At 61.4% G+C, this 20,101-nt stretch carries 17 protein-coding genes and 3 pseudogenes; 10 read left to right on the forward strand and 10 right to left on the reverse strand.

From position 1 onward, the window contains the following. Window positions 1-18: 18 nt before the first annotated feature. A complete protein-coding gene (locus ACZY0R_RS25485; protein WP_488866154.1) occupies window positions 19-588 on the reverse strand; it encodes a plasmid pRiA4b ORF-3 family protein in 570 nt (189 codons plus the stop codon). A gap of 23 nt (window positions 589-611) precedes the next feature. Next, a pseudogene (locus ACZY0R_RS25490) lies at window positions 612-848 on the reverse strand (integrase core domain-containing protein); the annotation flags it as partial. Between the two features lie 574 nt (window positions 849-1,422). Here ACZY0R_RS25490 and ltrA (ACZY0R_RS25495) point away from each other — a divergent pair. From ltrA (ACZY0R_RS25495) to ACZY0R_RS25515, 5 genes and pseudogenes are all read left to right on the forward strand, one after another. Continuing rightward, the gene (ltrA, locus tag ACZY0R_RS25495; RefSeq protein WP_488862237.1) at window positions 1,423-2,433 is read left to right on the forward strand and encodes a group II intron reverse transcriptase/maturase; all 1,011 of its coding nucleotides are present in this window, start codon (window positions 1,423-1,425) and stop codon (window positions 2,431-2,433) included. Window positions 2,434-2,491: 58 nt separating this feature from the next. Next, a complete protein-coding gene (locus ACZY0R_RS25500; RefSeq protein WP_488858095.1) occupies window positions 2,492-2,908 on the forward strand; it encodes a helix-turn-helix domain-containing protein in 417 nt (138 codons plus the stop codon). 271 nt (window positions 2,909-3,179) lie between these two features. After that, window positions 3,180-4,964, forward strand: a complete 1,785-nt coding sequence (ltrA, locus tag ACZY0R_RS25505) for a group II intron reverse transcriptase/maturase (RefSeq protein ID WP_488857409.1) — start codon at window positions 3,180-3,182, stop codon at window positions 4,962-4,964. A 166-nt stretch (window positions 4,965-5,130) separates the two neighbouring features. Beyond that, window positions 5,131-5,688, forward strand: a pseudogene (locus ACZY0R_RS25510) (IS630 family transposase); the annotation flags it as partial. Next, complete coding sequence (locus ACZY0R_RS25515; protein WP_488866156.1) at window positions 5,685-5,891, forward strand: group II intron maturase-specific domain-containing protein; 207 nt, start codon at window positions 5,685-5,687, stop codon at window positions 5,889-5,891. The pseudogene ACZY0R_RS25510 and the gene ACZY0R_RS25515, both read left to right, overlap by 4 nt. Window positions 5,892-6,155: 264 nt before the next feature. Here ACZY0R_RS25515 and ACZY0R_RS25520 read toward each other — a convergent pair. Both ACZY0R_RS25520 and ACZY0R_RS25525 read right to left on the reverse strand, forming a co-directional pair. Then, window positions 6,156-6,666, reverse strand: a pseudogene (locus tag ACZY0R_RS25520) (PaaI family thioesterase); the annotation flags it as partial. 189 nt (window positions 6,667-6,855) lie between these two features. Continuing rightward, window positions 6,856-7,437: a TetR/AcrR family transcriptional regulator gene (locus ACZY0R_RS25525; RefSeq protein WP_488862239.1), complete on the reverse strand. Its 582-nt coding sequence runs from the start codon at window positions 7,435-7,437 to the stop codon at window positions 6,856-6,858. Window positions 7,438-7,570: 133 nt separating this feature from the next. Here ACZY0R_RS25525 and ACZY0R_RS25530 point away from each other — a divergent pair, with 133 nt between their 5' ends. The 5 genes from ACZY0R_RS25530 to ACZY0R_RS25550 all read left to right on the forward strand — a co-directional run bounded on the left by ACZY0R_RS25530 (window position 7,571) and on the right by ACZY0R_RS25550 (window position 12,370). Then, window positions 7,571-8,410, forward strand: coding sequence for an alpha/beta fold hydrolase (locus ACZY0R_RS25530; RefSeq protein ID WP_488862241.1), 840 nt, complete (start codon window positions 7,571-7,573; stop codon window positions 8,408-8,410). Window positions 8,411-8,558: 148 nt separating this feature from the next. Beyond that, on the forward strand, window positions 8,559-9,653 hold the full coding sequence (locus tag ACZY0R_RS25535; RefSeq protein ID WP_488862243.1) for an alkene reductase: 1,095 nt from the start codon (window positions 8,559-8,561) through the stop codon (window positions 9,651-9,653). An 86-nt stretch (window positions 9,654-9,739) separates the two neighbouring features. Continuing rightward, a complete protein-coding gene (locus ACZY0R_RS25540; protein ID WP_488862245.1) occupies window positions 9,740-10,525 on the forward strand; it encodes an SDR family NAD(P)-dependent oxidoreductase in 786 nt (261 codons plus the stop codon). A 132-nt stretch (window positions 10,526-10,657) separates the two neighbouring features. Then, complete coding sequence (locus ACZY0R_RS25545; protein ID WP_488862247.1) at window positions 10,658-11,521, forward strand: alpha/beta fold hydrolase; 864 nt, start codon at window positions 10,658-10,660, stop codon at window positions 11,519-11,521. Between the two features lie 105 nt (window positions 11,522-11,626). Beyond that, entirely contained in the window at window positions 11,627-12,370 is a 744-nt protein-coding gene (locus tag ACZY0R_RS25550; RefSeq protein WP_488862249.1) for an SDR family NAD(P)-dependent oxidoreductase, read from the forward strand. A 490-nt stretch (window positions 12,371-12,860) separates the two neighbouring features. Here the strand turns inward: ACZY0R_RS25550 and ACZY0R_RS25555 are convergent, their stop codons facing one another. From ACZY0R_RS25555 to ACZY0R_RS25580, 6 genes are all read right to left on the reverse strand, one after another. Beyond that, window positions 12,861-14,024, reverse strand: coding sequence for a porin (locus ACZY0R_RS25555; protein ID WP_488862251.1), 1,164 nt, complete (start codon window positions 14,022-14,024; stop codon window positions 12,861-12,863). A 237-nt stretch (window positions 14,025-14,261) separates the two neighbouring features. Then, window positions 14,262-14,972, reverse strand: a complete 711-nt coding sequence (locus ACZY0R_RS25560) for a haloacid dehalogenase type II (protein WP_488862252.1) — start codon at window positions 14,970-14,972, stop codon at window positions 14,262-14,264. A 79-nt stretch (window positions 14,973-15,051) separates the two neighbouring features. Next, entirely contained in the window at window positions 15,052-15,807 is a 756-nt protein-coding gene (locus ACZY0R_RS25565) for a class II aldolase/adducin family protein (protein ID WP_488862254.1), read from the reverse strand. A 43-nt stretch (window positions 15,808-15,850) separates the two neighbouring features. Further along, on the reverse strand, window positions 15,851-17,530 hold the full coding sequence (locus ACZY0R_RS25570) for a fatty acid--CoA ligase (RefSeq protein ID WP_488862256.1): 1,680 nt from the start codon (window positions 17,528-17,530) through the stop codon (window positions 15,851-15,853). Between the two features lies 1 nt (window position 17,531). Then, window positions 17,532-18,668, reverse strand: coding sequence for an alpha/beta hydrolase (locus ACZY0R_RS25575; RefSeq protein ID WP_488862258.1), 1,137 nt, complete (start codon window positions 18,666-18,668; stop codon window positions 17,532-17,534). Window positions 18,669-18,689: 21 nt separating this feature from the next. Further along, window positions 18,690-20,000 (reverse strand): MFS transporter, encoded by a 1,311-nt coding sequence (locus ACZY0R_RS25580; protein WP_488862260.1) that lies wholly within the window; start codon window positions 19,998-20,000, stop codon window positions 18,690-18,692. Window positions 20,001-20,101: the final 101 nt, after the last annotated feature.

The raw sequence follows: 20,101 nt of genomic DNA on the forward strand, positions 1-20,101 counted from the left end.
CATGTCTGGGCTGCCAGTCTATGCCAGGATCTGTTGCAAACGTTCATTTGCGGTCCGACGGTCGAAGCGCCGGTCCAGCCAAACCAGCCATTGGTCGACCTCATCCCGCAGGTCGTCCAGCATAACTGGACCCTCGCGCAGCGACTCGAGCCAGTCGAGGAACTCGTACTCACTGCGTTCGTCCCTGGCCTCCAGATACCTCTCGATCCCGCCGATGTCCTCTGGCGGGCAAGGCCCGCAACCTGCCACGCAACGTGGCAGCGGCTCAGGACGCTGCCGCAGCAACCGCCGCTCCAACCGTATATCGTGCCGCCACCACGCGTTGAAGTCGTACACATAGACGAAGCCTTCGTGTTCGCGGAGACGAAACGCGGTCAGCGTCAGCTCGTTTGCCACCGTGGAAAATTGCAGCACGCCTTCATGGGCTTCGCCGTAACGCCTGCCACGAATGGTGAACTGGTGCAGATGTTCGTCCGTCCAGCCCATGACCACCTGGATGACACTATGAAGTTGTCCGAGCGTCATGTGCTCGGGAACAAGAACGCGCCGCCAAACCGGCGGGCTCAGGCCCCGCAGGCTGATCCGCAGTTGAAGGACGACCGCGGTGGTTCAGGACGACGCCCTTTAAACCTTTTTGGGGACGCCCGGAATGCTGTGTCGAGTGCTGCCTGACGGGTGAGGTGCAACTCTTGGGCGAGCCCATAATGAACGCTGTGCGGCGTCATGAATCCGATGCCCGAGTGCCGATGCACGGTGTTGTACCAGGCGAAGAACGCCTGACAGTGGGCGCGTGCATCCTCAATGCAGCCGAAGCGCGCGGGGAAGTCCGGACGGTACTTCATCGTCTTGAGTGTGTCACGAACGCAAGCGGAAGCTTGCGATGCTGTACTAAAGATGGGAGCAGGCCTCCCGAAACCGGCTTGCAGGAGCAGGTTTCAAACCGCCCAGTGCTGCTGCGTTCAAAAGGCGTGGTGGTGAGCGACTGTGGAAAAGGCATCAATACAGATGTCAGGTACGTATTGAGAAGATGAGCGAAAGCAAACCGTTCGATGACGCATCGTTAATGAAATTAAGGCGCTGTCAAAACTGGGGTCGTCAAGATGCCCTGGGATTAGTCAGGACGATACCTGTTTACGGTCCTGATGGCAGCCGGTGTATAGGCGGCATGAGCTCAATACAGGCTTTGGTATGGAACGTGAGAACCTTGTTTCAGATGCTAAGGAAAATGACAAGTGGCAGACACCATGAGGAAGAATACCGATGCCGGAACGAGGGGCGGAGCTGCCCGTAGTAGTGATGAAGCCTTTGTAATGAAGGCGGAGCGAAGGGGCAGCGTTATCTGGTTGACGAAGGTCGCCAACCTGTTATTTGGGGATGAGTGACGTGATATCAACGAAACCTTATAGTATTGCAAAGCGTACCGTGTGGGATGCATACCAGAAAGTGAAGGCCAACCGGGGTGCTGCCGGCATCGACGATGAAACGATCGCGATGTTTGAGCAGAATCTGTCGAAGAATCTCTACAAGCTGTGGAATCGGATGTCGTCGGGGTCGTATATCCCGCCGCCGGTCAAGCAGGTTGAAATTCCGAAGGCATCGGGCGGCTTGAGAAAACTCGGTATACCCACAGTCTCCGACCGCGTTGCGCAAACGGCGGCTAAGCTCCTCATCGAACCGATTCTCGATCCGATGTTTCATCCGGATTCATACGGATATCGGCCGGGAAAATCGGCAATACAGGCGGTTGCCATCACCAGAGAACGGTGCTGGAAGCATGGCTGGGTGGTTGAGTTTGACATCAAGGCGGCATTCGATCAAATCGATCATTTGCTCTTGATGAAAGCCGTTCGCAAGCACATCAAGGAAGGCTGGATCCTGCTGTATATCGAGCGGTGGCTGACTGCACCGTTTGAGACTGCGGAGGGTATCTCCGTTCCAAGGGAACGGGGGACACCTCAAGGCGGGGTCGTCAGTCCGATCTTGATGAACCTGTTTATGCACTATGCGTTCGATCAATGGATGAAGCGCACCTATCCGCAATGTCCCTTCGCCCGTTACGCCGATGACGCGGTGGTTCACTGCCACAGCCAGAAGCAAGCGGAAGACGTGATGCAGTCCATCGCATCGCGGTTGGCAGAATGTGGATTGACGATGCATCCGGAGAAATCGAAGATCGTGTACTGCAAGCACAGCAAGCGCACCAAAGCGTATCGACTCGTGCAATTTACCTTTCTCGGATTTACATTCCGACCGAGGGGAGCGAGGAACAAGTGGGGCCGGTTATTCACAAGCTTCTTACCGGCAGTCAGCGATACGGCTTTGAAACGGATGCGGAAGACGGTACGGGACTGGCGACTGCATTGCAGAACGCCAGCGACGCTGGCGGAATTGGCGCAGCAATACAACTCCACAATACGCGGGTGGGTGAATTAAGCGCCTCACAAGAAGTATCTCTATACTGTCGGGCCGAACAAGAACCGCGACATAGACGATGGCCGTATTGAAGCCGCTGGAACTGACGAAGGAAGAACGTACTGAGCTTGAGGTTCTGGCGAGAAGCCGCCGTGATTGGAGAACACGAGACAGGTCTCGGACGATTCTGATGTTTAGCAACGGCGTGCCAGCCAAGGAGATAGCCAGGCGGCAGGAGTTGACGTTGGAGGCGGTGTACGAGAGGCGCTATCGTTGGTTGGACAAAGGCATGGCAGGGCTGTCGGACGCGCCGCGTAGCGGTGCGCCGTCGAAGCTGTCGCCGGCGCAGGTTGAGCAGTTGAAGATGTGGGCGACGCAGGAGGCGCTGACGGCCGCGGAACTGCTGGCACGACTCGAAGAGAAGTTCGGGATTCGAGTTCATGTGCGACCTGAAAGTCGCTTGAGTTTCTGTTTCACTGGAGCAGGTATTACCTGATGAAACCGGTTGTTCCATCAACCGTTCCCTACCCGGGCATGCGGAGCCGGTAACAGCTCGGTGTGAAGCTCTGGGGACAACGTAGCCGCCGGATAACCGGTACGCCGAGCCGCGAGGTAAGGCGGAATCTGCCAGCACAGAGGCGGAGAGGAGCAAGGGATGAGTGGGTACGATCAACATATGTGAACTTCCGATAAACGTCGTCAGAATCAACAAGCCAAACGTGCTGACAGGCTTGGACCAAAACGGTACGCGGTGTGGAGTGGCCTTCGTGAACTGGGCCACCATGGACGACAAGCCGCCGGCGAAGAGGAAGGGTCCGCCCCGCTCGGAAATTCATGCGGAACAGGGTAAGCCCATCGCGGCGCCGGCAACGGCAGGCGAACCGCGAGGAACGCTGTTGGCGCGGTGGGTAAAGGAATGCGGAGAAAGCGAACGCCCGGCTGTAATGGACGGGATACGGGCTGAGACATCGCCCGACGCGAAAGCGGGCAGACTTCCGCGTGGTCATTCATGGCGAGATAACCTTGAACAATCGTTATACGGGGGAAAGCAGATGACGGCAACGGACGCGAAAGCTCCTGACGCTGGTGCACTCTCGAGCGCTGCGCAGATGTGGGACCATGCAAACTGGTCGCACATCGAAGCAGAGGTGAAGCGACTTCAGATGCGTATCGCCAAGGCCGCTCAGGAAGGCCGATGGGGCAAGGTGAAAGCATTGCAACGTCTGCTAACCCGCTCGCATGGCGGCAAGATGCTCGCCGTCAAGCGTGTGACGGAGAATCGCGGTAAGAGAACGCCGGGGGTGGACGGCAAGATATGGTCATCCCCGGCGGCCAGATGGAACGGAATGCTGTCGCTACGACATCGCGGCTATCGTGCGATGCCGTTGCGGCGTGTCTACATTCCCAAGAGTAATGGGAAGAAGCGTCCGTTAGGAATCCCGTGTATGCGGTGCAGGGCGATGCAGGCCTTATGGAAGCTCGCTCTGGAACCCGTCGCGGAGACCCTTGCAGACGCCAATTCCTACGGCTTTCGGCCCGAGCGCTCGACCGCCGATGCCATCGAACAGTGCTTCAACGTTCTGGCCAAGCGTGCCTCGTCAGAATGGATTCTGGAGGGTGACATTCGGGGCTGTTTCGACAACTTCAGTCATTCCTGGTTTCTGGAGAACGTACCGATGGATAAGGAGGTTCTGCGCAAGTGGCTTCGAGCCGGATATATCGATGAAGGAACCTTGTTCGAGTCACAAGCGGGCACACCCCAAGGGGGTGTGATCTCGCCTGTGATCGCGAATATGGCGTTGGACGGACTTGAAGCAGCAGTTCATGCAAGTGTGGGCACATCCACACTTGAGTGCAGAAAGGCGCAGCTCAACGTCGTCCGCTATGCCGATGACTTTGTGGTGACTGGCGTATCGAAAGATGTGCTGGAATCCCGGGTACTTCCGGCAGTCAGGCAGTTCATGGCGGCTCGGGGTCTGGAGCTCTCGGAAGAGAAAACCCGGATCACGAACATAGCGGCGGGTTTCGATTTCCTTGGCCAGAACGTGCGCAAGTACGACGGCAAGTTGCTGATCAAGCCAGCGAACAAGAGCATCAAGTCGCTGCTTGACAAGGTCAGGGGAATCATCAAGGAAAACGCGAGCGCCACGCAGGAGGCGTTGATACGACAGCTCAACCCTGTGATCCGGGGATGGGCCCAGTATCACCGTCACGTCGTGTCGAAAGCGATCTTCTCCTCAATCGACTCCCACATCTGGCAACGGCTCTGGAGATGGGCGAAGCGTCGTCACCCCATGAAAGGAGCCCGATGGGTCCGGCAACGGTACTTCCGGCGCGACGGATACCGGTCCTGGGATTTTGCAACAGAGGGTTCAACCGAGGGTGACACCTGCGGCCTGCAACTCTTCCGCGCAACGACCGTCGCGATCCAGCGACACGTCAAAATCCGGGGACTGGCCAATCCGTTTGACCCGGCATGGGCCGCCTACTTTGCCCGCCGTCGAACCGCGAAACGTTCCGCTGGTCTGCCCGGTGCCACACAATGGTGCTGAACGAATGGCTTGAGCCGGATGCGGGGCGACTCGCACGTCCGGTTCTTAGGGGGCGGCGACGTAGTAATGCGTCGCTGCTACCCGACCGCAATACGCTGACAGGGATTCTCAAACGGGCGGGGCTGGTATGGAAGCGAACCCGGCATAGCTTAAAAAAAAGCGGGACGAACAGCGGTTCCGACAAGCCCAATCCGAAATTGGGGAGTTGGTCCAGCAAGCCCAGCGTGGCGAAATCGAACTCGCCTACGTAGACGAAGTTGGCTTCGCGCAAGCGCAGCCGAATCGAAGTGCGTGGACACCTGTCGGGGAGCAACACATGATTGAAGCCCGGCGTGGTAAGCGTCTGAACGTGGTCGGAGCACTGCTGTCCTCGGGAGAACTGTTTGCAGCGAAGTTGTGGGAGACGATGACCTCGATGCTGTTCGCTGGATTTCTCGGCCTGCTGGTCGAACACGTCGGCAAGCCGCTGACCGTGATTCTCGACAATGCTTCGGTCCACACGGCCCGCGCACTGCGGCCTTATCTCCGGCTGCTACAAACGAAAGGCTTGACGTTGTATTTCCTGCCACCGTACAGCCCGGAGCTCAATCGCATCGAGAAGCTCTGGCACAAGATGAAATACGAGTGGCTGGCCTTCAAGGCCCGCGACACCAAAACCCTTGAAGCTGATGTCGATGTAATCCTTCAGGGATTCGGGGCAGACTACAGATTCACTTTTTGTTGAAAGCTTACTATGGGGCGTTCTATCGGACAGCAATGCACAAGCTCTTTCAATACATTGATCGAAGGCTGATGCAGTGGGCCAGACGGAAGTACAAAACACTGAAGCGGCATAAGCGGCTCAGTGCTGACTGGCTTGGCAAGATGAAGGCTGATTTCCCAGCATTGTTCGTCTATTGGCGTGGTATGGAGGTTAAGGTTGGATGACGGGAGCCGTATGAGGCGAGAGTCTCACGTACGGTTCTGCGAGAGGCTCAAGGTGAAATCCCTTGGTCCTACTTACCACTGCGACTCCGGTGCGCTCCTGACTCGCATGAGGGTTTCACAGACCACGGCCACGCCCAACTCGGGCGCCGGGGTATCTTTCAGCGCGCCACCATAGGTGCACATCGCAGTGCGCACTGAAGAGCAAAGAACGACTTCAGGCTTGGCCATGGGATCCTCCCGACGCAATTGCAAAATGGTCAAAGCCAGGCACGTCGTGGTCGCGTGCGCATACAGCTTGCCGTCCGGGCCGACGATATGGCCCTCGGCCGTGGCGGCTTGGCGGCCTGCGTGGATCACCTTGCCTTCGGCACGCACCAGCGGCACCCGATCATTGAGGGAGCGCACCATGTTCACCTTGAGTTCCAGCGTGGTGAAACCGCTTGCCAGCGGGCAGCGTCGAATGCACCGCGCAGCCCACGGCCGGGTCGAGCAGCGTGGCGAACCAGCCGCCGTGCACGGTGCCCAAAGGATTGTAGTGCCTTCGCTGCGGTCAACCTTGGGAGATCGCAGCGCCCAGCTCCATGTGGATCGGCACGAAATCGAGCGTATCGCCAATGGGCGCAGGCGGCGGTTCCCCGGCAAAATTCGCCTCGAACACCTCCATGCCCGAGCAGCCGCCGATCTGTTCCTGCGGCGCGGCATCGGGGTCTTTCAGGCGAGCGCGAACCGCTTTCTCCTCCGCTTCCCAGCGGGCAATAACTAGATCAATCTCCATCGGCAGCGCCTATCCCACACATGATTGCATATGCAATAGTGGCCCACCGGCAAATTGATCTTTGCTAGACACGAAGGGCCAGCCGCGGCACGGCGCACGCGTCAATAGCAATAGGCTTCAGCGGTCCCCGATATCGGGCTGCGCGGTGTCTTGATCCTGCGCAGGCTCCCGGGTCGCACGGCCTGCTTGCTAGTTGTCCACCGACATCGACAATGGCGCGAGAATTTCTGAGCGGCAGACTTCCAGAATCTCGTCCGCCAGCGGGGAGTCATCCGGACAGGCTCGCGACAGCACGATCGCGCCGACCGAATGGGCGAGCATGTCGATCATCTTTGCGCGCGCCTCGCGCTGATCCAGCGTACCCAACGTCACGCCTTCGCGTTCAAGGGCTGTCAGCAGGCTTTCGATCCCAGCCGCAAACGTGGCCTTGACGGCTTCTGGTTGACGCGCCGCATCGCCGCAAAGGGCCGCCATCGTGCAGCCACTGCCACGGGCGTCGCGGTGCTCCCGGGAAACGTAGCGATTGATGAACTCGGGGATGTCCACTCCCCCGGTCCGCGCCTCAGTTTGTGAGATCCCGCAGGCGGCCGCCTCGGCCATCAGGTCGGCCTTGGAGTGGAAGTGCTTGTAGAAGCCGCCGTGGGTGAAGCCGGCGGCCGCCATCAGCTCTGCCACACCCACACCGTCGTAGCCGCGCTCACGGAACAACGTGGACGCCGTCTCAACGATGCGCGCCCGGTTCTCCTGTGCCTGTGCTTTGGTGACTTTCATGCCCGTGAGCCTCTTTCTGTAAGCCAAGAAACAAAGCGTCAATATACATTGATGTTGACCATCATTAAAATTATTGACATTTTAGATTATGATCATCATCATTGTGGCTCGTCTTTTTCTAAGGACTTAGGCCATGAGCGACACTCACCTGACTGCACCCACCCGCTTCATCGAAGTGAACGGCGACCGCTTCGCCTACCGCCGCTGGGGCAAGCCCTCCGGCGTCCCAATGTTCTTCGTGCAGCATTTCCGAGGCGGCCTGGACCACTGGGATCCTCTGCTGACCGATGGTTTGGCCAAGGGCCGCGAGGTCATCCTGTTCAATGGTCGTGGCGTTGCCTCGTCCACCGGTACGCCTCGCAACCGGATCGAGGACATGGCCGACGACATCGCCCTGGTGATCCGGGCGCTGGGGCTGTCGCAGGTCGATCTGCTCGGCTTCTCGATCGGCGGCATGCAGGTGCAGGAGGTCGCGCTGCGCCACCCCGCGCTGGTGCGCAAGCTGCTGCTGCTTGGCACCGGCCTGCGAGGTGGTGATCCGACGATGGAACCGAAGGTGCTGCAGGTCGCGCCAAATCCGGTGCCGACCGCGGAAGACTTCCTCTACCTGTTCTTCGGCCGCTCGGAGGCCGCCAGGCAGGCGGGCCTGGCGTTCTGGGAGCGGCGCCACCAGCGCGTCGACCAGGACCCGCCCAGCTCGGCCGAAGTGGCCAAGGCCCAGGCCGAGGCGCACGTGGCCTATTTCGCGCCGCTACCGGGTGAGAACCCCTATACCTACCTGAACGCGATCCAGCAGTCGACTCTAGTGCTCAACGGCGTCAACGACATCATGATCGCCTCGATCAATTCCTGGTACCTGGCCCAGAACATCCCCAACGCCCAGTTGCTGATCTACCCCGATGCCGGGCATGGCGCGCAGTACCAGTATCCCGAGCGCTTCCTGAAGCACGCGATCCAGTTCCTGGAGGAGTAGTACTTGGCGAGCGGTCGCCGTGACCGCGAGGCATTGGTCTGCATTGAGCGGTCCCGAGGGGATCGCCACAAGCCCCATTCGGATGATCGAGCGTGCGACGACGCGCACTCGGAACAACAACCATCCATCCACTGAAAAGGAAGAAGACATGACCGACAAGACTTTGTTCAAGCCCTACACGCTTGGCTCCCTGACCCTATCCAACCGGGTCGTGCTAGCGCCGCTGACGCGCAACCGCGCCGGCGCCGGCTTCGTTCCCGGCGAACTCGCCGCCACCTACTACAGCCAGCGCGCGTCGGCCGGCCTGCTGATCTCCGAGGCCACGCAGATCTCGCAGCAGGGACAGGGCTACCAGGACACGCCCGGCATCTACACGCAGGCGCAGATCGACGGCTGGCGCCAGGTCACCGACGCTGTTCATGCGAAGGGCGGGCGGATCTTCCTGCAGTTGTGGCACGTCGGGCGCGTCTCGCACGTCGACCTGCAGGAGAACGGTGCCGCCCCGGTGGCGCCCTCGGCCATCCAGGCCGGGACCAAGACCTTCGTCAACAACGGCTTCACCGACGTGTCCGCGCCGCGCGCGCTCAAACTCGACGAGCTGCCGGGGATCGTGAACGACTTCCGCCAGGCCGCGGCCAACGCTATCGCCGCCGGCTTCGACGGCGTCGAGATCCATGGCGCCAACGGCTATCTGCTGGACCAGTTCCTCAGGGATGCCGCCAATGTCCGCACCGACGCCTATGGCGGCTCGGTCGAGAATCGCGCACGGCTCGTGCTGGAGGTGGCCCGTGCCGTGGTCAACGAGATCGGCGCCGAGCGCACCGGCATCCGCATCTCGCCGGTGTCGCCGGCCAACGGCGTTTCCAGCAGCGATCCACAGGCGCAGTTCGACTACCTGGTCGAGCAGCTCGACGCCTTGGGCCTGGTCTACCTTCACGTCGTCGAAGGCGCCACTGGCGGCCCGCGCGACGTGGCCCCGTTCGACTATGACGCGCTGCGCAAGCGTTTCAAGCACACCTACATCGCCAACAACGGCTACGACCTGGCCCTGGCCGCCGCCCGCCTCAACGAGGACAAGGCGGACCTGTTCGCCTTCGGCCGCCCGTTCATCGCCAACCCCGACCTGGTGGAGCGGCTGAAGACCGGCGCACCGCTGGCGGACTTCAATCCGGCCACGCTCTACGGCGGCGGGGCGGAGGGCTATACCGACCACCCAACGCTGGCCGAGGCCAGCGCCCAGTAAGCCTCTCCGGGGCCGCACCGCAATGCGGCCCCGGCCCACAGGCCGCGCCATCGCGGCCTGTTCACGTTTCGCCAGAGAACAAGCACATGACAACCCGTTCGACTGTCCTCATTACCGGTGCCTCCACCGGCATCGGTGCCACCTACGCCGAGCGCTTCGCGCGCCGCGGCCAGGATCTCGTGCTGGTGGCGCGCGACAAGGCACGGCTGGATACCCTCGCGGCCCGCCTGCGCGAGGAAACCGGCGTCGCCGTCGATGTCCTCCAGGCCGACCTGACCCGGCCCGACGACCTGACCGCGGTCGAGAAGCGCCTGCGTGGCGACGCCAGGATTGGCATCCTCATCAACAATGCCGGGGTCGCCCAGTCCGGCGGCTTCGTCGAGCAGAGCGCCGAAAGCATTGACCGGCTGGTCACGCTCAACACGACTGCGCTGGCCCGGCTGGCCGCCGCCATTGCCCCGCGCCTGGCACAGGTCGGCGAAGGCGCCATCGTCAACATCGGTTCGGTCGTCGGCCTGGCGCCGGAGTTCGGCATGTCGGTCTACGGGGCGACCAAGGCCTTCGTGCTGTACCTCTCTCAGGGGCTGAGCCTAGAGCTGGCGCCCAAGGGCGTCTACATCCAGGCCGTGCTGCCAGCGGCCACCCGCACCGAGATCTGGGAGCGCGCGGGCATCGACCTCAATACCCTGTCCGGAGTGATGGAAGTGGACGAGCTGGTCGATGCCGCGCTGGTCGGCTTCGATCGCCGTGAACTCGTGACCATCCCGCCACTGCACAACGCCGCACGCTGGGACGCCCTGGAGGCCGCGCGGCAAGGCCTGCTTCCGGACATCAGGCAGGCGCACGCCGCAGAGCGGTATCGCACGGCCTAGTAAGGCGCCCTCCAGGAACCTACGGCGCACAATGGTCGAATGAACGCGTGGGCGCCGCATCGTACTTGACGGCGGGCCTTCTCCTTCACATCCCCAGATTTCCTGTTCCATACGGGGCACGCGGAGTGAACAATGACCAGTTCCGACAAACACGTTCAATCGGGCACGACCTACGCCAATGCCGCGAACCTATTGATCGACGTCGGGGGCACCGCCTTTGCCTACCGCGACCTCGGGCCTCGCAGTGGAGTGCCACTGATTCTTCTCAATCATTGGGGCGCAGTGCTGGACAATTTCGATCCGCGGATCATCGATGGCCTTGCCGGCAGGCATCGCGTCATCGCCACCGACTATCGGGGAATCGGCGCGTCGGGCGGCACGGCGCCTGTGACTGTCGATGAAATGGCACGCGATGCCATCGCCCTGATCTATTCGCTGGGTTTCGAGACGGTGGATCTGCTCGGCTTTTCCCTCGGAGGATTCGTGGCGCAGGACATGGTGCTGAAAGCGCCCGGCTTAGTGCGCAAGCTCATGCTAACCGGTACGGGCCCGGCGGGCGGCCAAGGCATCGACAAGGTGGGCGCGGTCTCCTGGCCATTGATTATCAAGGGCCTGCTGACGCGGAGGGATCCCAAGTACTACCTGTTCTTCACGTCCACGGCGAATGGTCGCCAAGCCGCGAAGGCCTTCCTGGAACGACTGAAGGAACGCAAGCGAAACCGGGACAAGGACCCGACACCGGTCGCCTTCCTGCGGCAGTTGAAGGCGATCAAGGCCTGGGGCCGGCAAGCGCCGCAGGATCTCGGCAGCATCCGGATCCCGGTCCTGATCGCCAACGGCGACAGCGACATCATGGTGCCCACCGTGAACAGTACCGACATGGCGCGCCGCATTCCGGACGCACAGCTGATCATTTATGAAGACGCCGGGCATGGCGGGATTTTCCAGAATCAGGCCGATTTCGTATCAAAGGCCCTCTCCTTCTTGAATGAATGACCGATTTCATGCAGCGCATAAGTTCGGCAACCTGGCCGCCGTCGAGGCAAGCCTGCGCGATGACGCCAGTTTCGGCATCCACACTAACTGATTGGAGACAATGACATGAATCAGCCAACTGCAATCGTGTTCGGCGTGGGATCGGTCCGCGGAGTCGGCGGCGCCGTGTGCAGGCGCTTCGCGCGCGAGGGCTATCACGTCATCGCGACCGGACGCACGCAGTCCAAAATTGAGGAGGTGGTTGCGGAGATCACTGCGTCGGGAATCGGCAGTGCCGAAGCGATTCGGACTGACGTGACCGATGAAGCGCAGGTGATCGCCGCTTTCGACCGGGCGATGAACCCAGGGCCGGGCCGCGAGCCCGCCGATGTCATCGTGTCCAACGCTGGCAACAACGCCCTCATCGATTTCACGAAACTAACCGCAGCACAGTTCGAAGACTTCTGGCGCGTTGGCTGCTATTCGGGCTTCTTGGTCGGTCGTGAGGCCGCGCGGCGACTGGTCCCGCTGGGCCGCGGCACCGTGATCTTCACTGGCGCCTCAGGCAGTCTGCGCGGCAAGCCCGGCTTTGCGCACTTCGCCGCGGCCAAGGCGGGGCTTCGAATGATCGCGCAAAGCATGGCCCGCGAATACGGGCCCAAGGGAATTCACGTCGCGCATATCGTCATCGATGGCGGCATCCTCGGAGACCGGCTTCAGGGTGCCTATCCACAAATGATCGAGCACCTCGGTCCGGAAGGACTCCTTGAGTATGATGCCATTGCCGAAAACTTCTGGATGTTGCACCGCCAGCCGAAATCGGCGTGGACGCAGGAACTCGACCTGAGACCGTTCAAGGAAAACTGGTAACCACACCGAATCAAACAGCTGCCGGCTCAGGAATCGACGCCCCTTGACAGCATGGATTTTTCGATCCGGTGCAACCTGCAATTCTGGTGGTCTTAAAACGTTCACCCCTGCCCCTGTCAACGACGAGGGATCAGAGTTTCGTCCTGCCAACAGGATGCCTCTGGAGATAGCGCGACCGGTGCGGGATCGGAGTTCGAGTAAGGCTTTGATCAACGCAGCCATCTCTGGTCCCTATTGCTCTACCGGCGCACCTTGCGGCCGAAAGCGCCGTGCCTGTATCTCCCTGCCAGCCTGCTCAATTCCCGTGGCCAACCTGATCGGCATGCGCTGGTTCAGCCGGCGACCGGTGGGCGCCCCCAGTTCGGGCTGGCCCTCACGTTCGCCCACGACGCTCACGGTGGCGTGCGCCCGGCTCGGGGCCGATGTGGTTCGCCATACCCTCATCGTAGTGGACTTTCACCACCTGCTCCTTGCCGGTGTCCCAGCGCACTCAGAACTGATGGCGAACGCCCAGGGCAACACCCACCATTGAGGTCTGGCCATTGCCCAGCGCATAGCTGTTGCCCACGGAGAGGCTGGTGGCGAAAGTCGTCGCCAGTGATTCCATTATCAGACCGGCGTGCTTCGCGTATGCCGTGCTCAGATAAACATCGGTACGCTTGGAGAACGAGTAGGTCGAAATGAAGGCGATCTGCCACGGGTTGGCCACGTTCGTGTTGCCGAACAGGCTCTTGAGGTCATCGTAGCTGTACTCGAGCGTCAGGCCAACCGCCGGCGTCACTCGATAGGTGCCGCCGATCCAGTAGTAGTCATCACGCTGGATCAGGACGTCGGTCGCATTCTTGGTCTGACCCCAGCGATAGCCGCCCATCACCTTCGCCGGCCCATAGGTGTAGCTTGTGGCGACCACAGCCTTTCTGGCGGTGCCGCTGCCGGTACCGATGGTCGGATTCCACTGATCGTAGCCAGCAGTCAAGCCGAACGGGCCCGCTCCATAGACCAGCGCGGCGCCATACGCGGTGTCACGCCGGAACTGGCCCGGGACTTCGCCGTTGCCGCCGATTGGCACCGCCACACCCACCGCGGCCGGCAGTGCCACCCCGGCACCGAACGACCAGTGAGCGAGGGCTGTTACAGGACCGAGCTTGCCCGTGTACTTGACGGTGTTGTCCTCACGATAGTTGGCGCCCTGCTGCAACACAGTGGGCTCATACTGGGTCGAGTAGGCTCCTGGCACGAAGTTGGCGAGTGCGTCAAACACCGAGGTGTACTGGCGGCCAAGGGTGATCTGACCGAAGCGCGCATCTTGCACGCCCACAAATGCCTGTCGCCCGAACAGTCGGCCGCCTTGTTGCAGGGTGCCGGTATCAAGACCGAAGCCGCTCTCTAGCACGAAAAGCGCTCGAAGTCCCTGGCCAAGGTCCTCCGTACCGCGTAGGCCCCAGCGCGAACCTGATAAACCACCGGAATCCATGCGGGAGACCTTGTTCCCCGGACCGGGATTGAAGCCGTTGCCCGCCGTGGGCAATGCGCCAACGTGATTGGCGTACTCGACGTTGACGTCCGCGACGCCATAGAGCGTGACGGACAACTGCGCGAATGCAGCCGGCGGACAAGCCAGCAGTGCTGCAAGGGCGATTTTCCTGAGGGTCATTGGTGTCTCTCTCCGTTTCTCTTCTTGTTGCTACTGATGGAACCAGGTTCTTTCTCTGATTGGAATCACTGAACCAGCGTGCAATGTGTCTATGACTAGCCAAGCAGCGCGTACGTGATCCCTGCATCGTCCCCACGATGGAGGATTGGGGGGACGCGCAGATCCGCACCCGTCTGGGCAATCAATGCCCGAGAGCGGGTCGTCGCGGTGCTGCCCGAATTGTTCCCGGGCCTTCGATCAACAGCCCAGCGCAACGGCAAGTTCCACTAGATCCCTGGCGTGAAGCGTGTTGTCCGCATTGGGAGAGACGTCCTTGCGCTGGAAGGGACCGTATTCCAACGACCTCTCGATGTAAGCAGTTTGCAGTCCGCATGCGCGCGCATGTGCCAAGTCATCCTGATGAGCAGCCACCATCATGACTTCGCCTGGATCGATATCGAACACCTGAGCGACTCCCAGGTAAGTCGCCGGGTCGGGCTTGTACTTGCGAAAGACCTCTGCCGAAAGAATGCAGTCCCACGGTAGAGATGCGCTCTTGGACATATTGGCCAGCAATCCGATGTTGCCGTTCGACATGGTGCAGATCGTGTATCGCGACTTCAATCTGGTAAGGCCTTCCACGGTATCCGGCCACGCCTCCAATCGATGCCAGGCCTTGTTCAGGTTGCGCTTCTCCGCCTCCGTCAAGTGCAGCACCTGAAACGTTTCCAGGAGTTCATCCAGGACCATCCTGTGCAGGTCGTCAATCGAAGTCCAGCCAAGTTCGCCGGACATGACCTTCTGGATAGCCGGCATGTAGCCTGCTCTCCAGGCCAGCGTGAACTTGTTTCGGTCCACGTCGAGGTTCATCGCGCCGAGCTCTTGCATGACGCTCTTGTACCAATCGACGACTGTCCCGAATACATCGAAGGCAAGCACTCTGGTGCCGGCAATCAATTGAGGGTTCATGTGTTCTATCATTTTGTTTATTTCAAGCCCTACGCTTGCAGGAGGATTCACAGGGCAGCTCGCGCAACCATCGAACCAATCACACGTCGTACCCGGGGTTGGTACGCTCGAGCTTGCGCAACAGGGCCGGCCACACGAAACGGCCGCCAATGCCGCCGGTCTGCGCGCGCGCATCGGCCTGCGCGGTCGCCTGGATGGACTCATTGACCATGGTCAACGGCCCGCCGGCCTGTGCCGCAATCTGAATCTGGCAGGCGCTCTCGAAGATGTACATCGCCAGGAACGCGTCGGCGATCGTCGCACCTACCGTGAGTAGGCCATGATTGCGCAGCATCAGGTAGTTGGCCTTGCCCAAGTCCGATTGCAGTCGCGGCTTCTCCGCGTCACGCAGCGCAATACCTTCATAGTCGTGGTACGCCAGCGAACCCTGGATCACCATCGACTGCTGCGAGATGGGCAGCAGCCCTGCCTGCTGCGCGCTGACGCCGACACCGGCACGCGTATGCGTGTGCAACACACACTGCACGTCCGGCCGTGCAGCATGGATGGCGCTGTGGATGACGAAGCCGGCGCGGTTCACCGTGAACGGCGACTCGGTGAGCTGGTTGCCCGATGCGTCGACGCGCAGGAGCGATGACGCCGTGATCTCGTCGAACAGCAGGCCGTAGGGGTTGATCAAAAAGTCATGGCCGTCACCCGCCAGGCGCGCACTGATGTGCGTGAACACCAGGTCGGTCCAGCCGTGCAGCGCCACCAGGCGATAGCAGGCAGCCAGGTCGCAACGCAGTTGCCATTCTTCGGCGCTGACGACTTCTTTGAGAGATGGGATATACATGATTGACTCCTTTGAATGATGGGGGGCTGTGCCAACTTCTGACCTACACGGTGCCCGAGATCTGCGCCTGCGACCGCTGCGCGTGGCGTGACCGCATCAGCTTCTTGTCCAGCTTGCCCACGCTGGTCTTGGGCAGGCTGTCGGCGAACATCACCTCTTGCGGGATCGCGAACTTCGAGATCGCGCCGGCGTCCGCGAACTGCTTGACGTATGCACGCACGGCGTCAGCATCAAGGGCCGCGCCAGGCTTTGGCACGATCACTGCAGCAGGACGCTCGCTCCAGCGGGGGTCGGGAATACCGATGACGGCGGCTTCCTGGATCTGCGGATGCTTGAGGAGAATGTCCTCAAGCTGCAGCGACGAGACCCATTCGCCGCCGGTCTTGATCACGTCCTTCAATCGGTCCACGATCCGGACGCAGCCATCTGCATTCATCACGGCGATGTCCCCTGTGTGCAGCCAGCCACCGCCCCACAGCGCCCGGCTCGCTTGTGCATCACCAATGTAGGACTGCGTGAGCCAAGGCGATCGCGCCACGAGTTCACCGGGCGAGCGGCCATCCCACGGCAGGTCGTTCATCGCTTCGTCGACGACGCGCAACTGGACGAATGGGATTGCCCAGCCTGCATGGCAGCGGGCTTCGATCTCCTGGTCAGTGGGTGCTTCGGACCGTGCCGACCGGGGTTGTGCCAACGTCAGGATGGGCCCGGTCTCCGACATGCCGTAGCCGGCAAAGACGTCGACTCCGCGTGCCATTGCGGCTTTGGCCAGGGATTGCGCGAGCGCCGCCCCGCCGATGACGACCGTCCAGCCGTCGAGGCGCTGGCCTCTCGCCACTGCCGCGTCCAGCATCATCTGCAGGATCGTCGGCACGCAGTGGGAGAAGGTGACCTTCTCGCGCTCGAACAAGGTGAGTAAACGGTCCGGAATGTATCGCCCGGGGTACACCTGCTTGACGCCCATCATCGTGGCGACGTAGGGCATGCCCCAGGCGTGAACGTGGAACATGGGCGTCACCGGCATGTAGACGTCGTCATGATTGAAGCGACCGGTGCCCGGCCCCGCCAACGCGCAGCGGCTAGCCAGGGTATGCAGCACGAGTTGCCGATGGCTGAAGCAGACCGCCTTGGGCAAGCCGGTGGTGCCGGTTGTGTAGAAGGTCGTGGCACGCGTCGACTCGTCCAGATCAGGCCAATTTTTCACCGCGTTCGAGCGAGCGAGCAGTGCCTCGTATTCGGCGGCGATTGGAAGGCGGATTGCACCCGGATGCGCCTCGTCTGTCATCAGGACCAACTGCTTTCCCGGGTCCACGCGATCCCAGATGTCCTCGAGCATCGGCAGAAACTCCGAATTGACGAGGATGAAGTCGTCGCGTGCATGGTTGATGGTGTAGAGCAATTGCTCGGCTGACAGCCGGACATTGACCGTATGCAGGACCATGCCCGCCATCGGGACCGCGAAGAAGCACTCCAGGTAGCGATGCGTGTCCCAGTCCATGACGGCGATGGTGTTACCGGGCCGCGCGCCCAGCGACGCCAGGCCCGCCGCCAAGCGCCCGATGCGTTGGCTCAGTTCGGCGTAATCGAAGCGTACGGCATCTCCGTACACAACCTCCTGTGAAGGGCTGCGGGTCAGCCCCGCCTCCAGCAGTTGCTTGATCAGCAACGATTTCGGACCAAAGGCGTCAGATGTGGTGTTCGGTTCCACGGTTACAGATTGCATATCAACAGCCCCTATTCAGAAAATCGAGGAGCGCGGCATTCACCGCCTCCGGTTTTTCTTGTTGCACCCAATGACCGGCATCGGCGATGAACCGGGACGAGACCAAGCGGGGGCAGGCATCGAGGTGCATCGCTTCGAGCGCGCCCGGCAGCATGTGGACACCCCAGTCCTGCTCACCGGCGATGAAGCAGCTGGGCACGTCGATGGTCAATCCGGCATAGAGCTGCAGCCCCTGCTGAAGCTCACGGCTGGTGGCGGCCCGGTACCACAGCAGGCCGCCCTGGAAACCCGTGCGGCCAAATTCCTGGCTATACACGCGAAGCGCTTCTTCCGACAGCCACCGGCTCGGCCGCATCTCGCGTTGTGCAAGGCTGCGGGCGACGGTTTCCGACATCCCCAGGTCGGCGTCCATCACGTAGTAGGTGGGCAGCCGGGCCAAGGATTGCGCGGTCAGGTCGGGCAAGGGCTCGGGCCGCTCGTCGGTGCCCTGCGCACTCTTCAGGTAGTAGTAGCCCCGCAGGAATTCATGCAAGCCCTGGCGGGCGGCGTGCATCTCGGCATTGGCGTGCGGGCCGGAGTAGTAGAGTTGGTAGTGCTTGCGCGGGCGCTCGAGGGCCGAAAGGCCCGCGAGGGCTTCCGCCAGTTGCCTGGAACGAAGGTCCGGGGCATCAGGTGCGCCGAGCCGGAACAGCGGCGGCCCGGTGAAAGGCGTGGCCAACATCGCCAGTGAACGGAAGACGTCGGGGCGGATCAGCGCGCACCAGGCCGCCACGTGCGAGCCGAAGTCATGACCCACCACGGCGTGGACCGACGTCCTTCCAAGCGCCTGGACAAGACCCAGTACGTCTCGCACCAGATTGTCCATTCGGAATGTGCAAAGGTCCGTGTCGGCTTCGGCGATCCAGCCCGTCGTGCGGCCATAGCCGCGCTGGTCGGGCGCGACCACGTAAAATCCCGCTTGCGCCAACGAGTTCAGCTGGTGCCGCCAGCTGAACGCCAGCTCGGGGAAGCCATGCAGCAGCACGATCATCGGCGTCTCGGGACGCGGGTCGCCCGCCTCCAGCCAATGCATGCGAAGGCCATTGCCGTTGTCGGAATAGCACGCGCGCACGCCGGGCTCGAGCGGCAAGGTCATCATCGATGGTTCCTGGGTCATTGTTCAGCGCGCGGAGACATCCGACATCTTCCCGACCGGAAGCGATCGATGATCAGCGCGGGGGCGAATCGACCCGCTGCCGATCATCACGAAGGCGCCGGCCAGCATGACGCCGGCGATCAGGAACAGCCCGCCGGTCAGGCTGCCGGTGGATTGCTTGATCACCCCTAGCACGTACGGGCACGCAAGTCCGGCCAGGTTGCCTAAGCTGGTGATGATCGCGATGCCTGCAGCAGTCGATTGCGGGGACAGCTGGGCGGTCGCGACCGCCCAGAAGACCGGTAGCGCCGACACCGAGCCGGCAATCGCAATCGCGATCAACGCTACCGACAGCCACATGTAGGCACCGCTCCAGCTTGTGAGCGCCAGCCCTACCCCGCCGATGGCGACCGCCACGGCGTAGTGCCAGCGACGCTCGGCTCGCTTGTCCGAGTGGCGGCCGTACAGGATCATGGCCAGGGCCGCGAATGCATAAGGCACGGCGGAGATCAGTCCAATGATCTGCATGCTCTTTGCGCCCAAGCTCTGGATCATCGTGGGCATCCAGAAACTCAGGGTGGTGCCGCCGCAAACGGCCGCGAAGTACAGGAAAGACAGCAGGTAGACCTTGGGGTCGCGCAGTGCGGCACCCGCGGCCTCCAGCGCTGGCGTCGAGGCGTGAGGGGCAGCTTGCGTGGGCAGTTCGACGCAGATCATTCGCTTCTCGTCCTCCGACAGCCACTTGGCCTCCTCAGGCGAGTTGGACAGGCAGGCGTAGACAACGAAACCTAGAAAGGCAGAGGGCAAGCCTTCCAGCAGGAACATCCATTGCCAGCCGCGAAGCCCGTGCCATCCGTCGAGGTTCTGCAGGATCCAGCCTGACAGCGGGCCAGCAAAGAGGCCGCCTACCACCGTCGCGCTCATGAGCAAGGCGATGATGCGCGCGCGGCGCGCTGCCGGGAACCAGAAGGTCAGGTAGAGCACAATGCCCGGGAAGAAGCCAGCCTCGAACGCCCCCAGCAGGAAGCGTGCAATGTAAAACTGCAAGGGCGTAGTGACAAACATCGTCGCGGAGGAGATCAGGCCCCAGCACACCATGATGCGCATGATCGTCAGGCGCGCACCGATCTTCATCAGGAAGATGTTGCTGGGCACCTCAAACAACGCGTACCCGACGAAGAAGATGCCCGCGCCGAGCCCGTAGATGGAATCGGTCAGGTGCAGGTCCGAGCTCATCTGCAGCTTGGCATAGCCGACGTTGATCCGGTCGATATACGAGATGACGTAGGCCAGGAAAAGCAGCGGAACCAGCCGCCACGTGATCTTCCGGTACATCTTCTCCCTGCGTAGTTCATACGCATGGTCCATAGGACCTGCTAGGGCGGGTTTTGCCGTTCGGTTCATCGTGGGTCTCCAACATTCTTCTTATATTTAAG

It is taken from the genome of Cupriavidus sp. F041 (genome assembly GCF_057814235.1).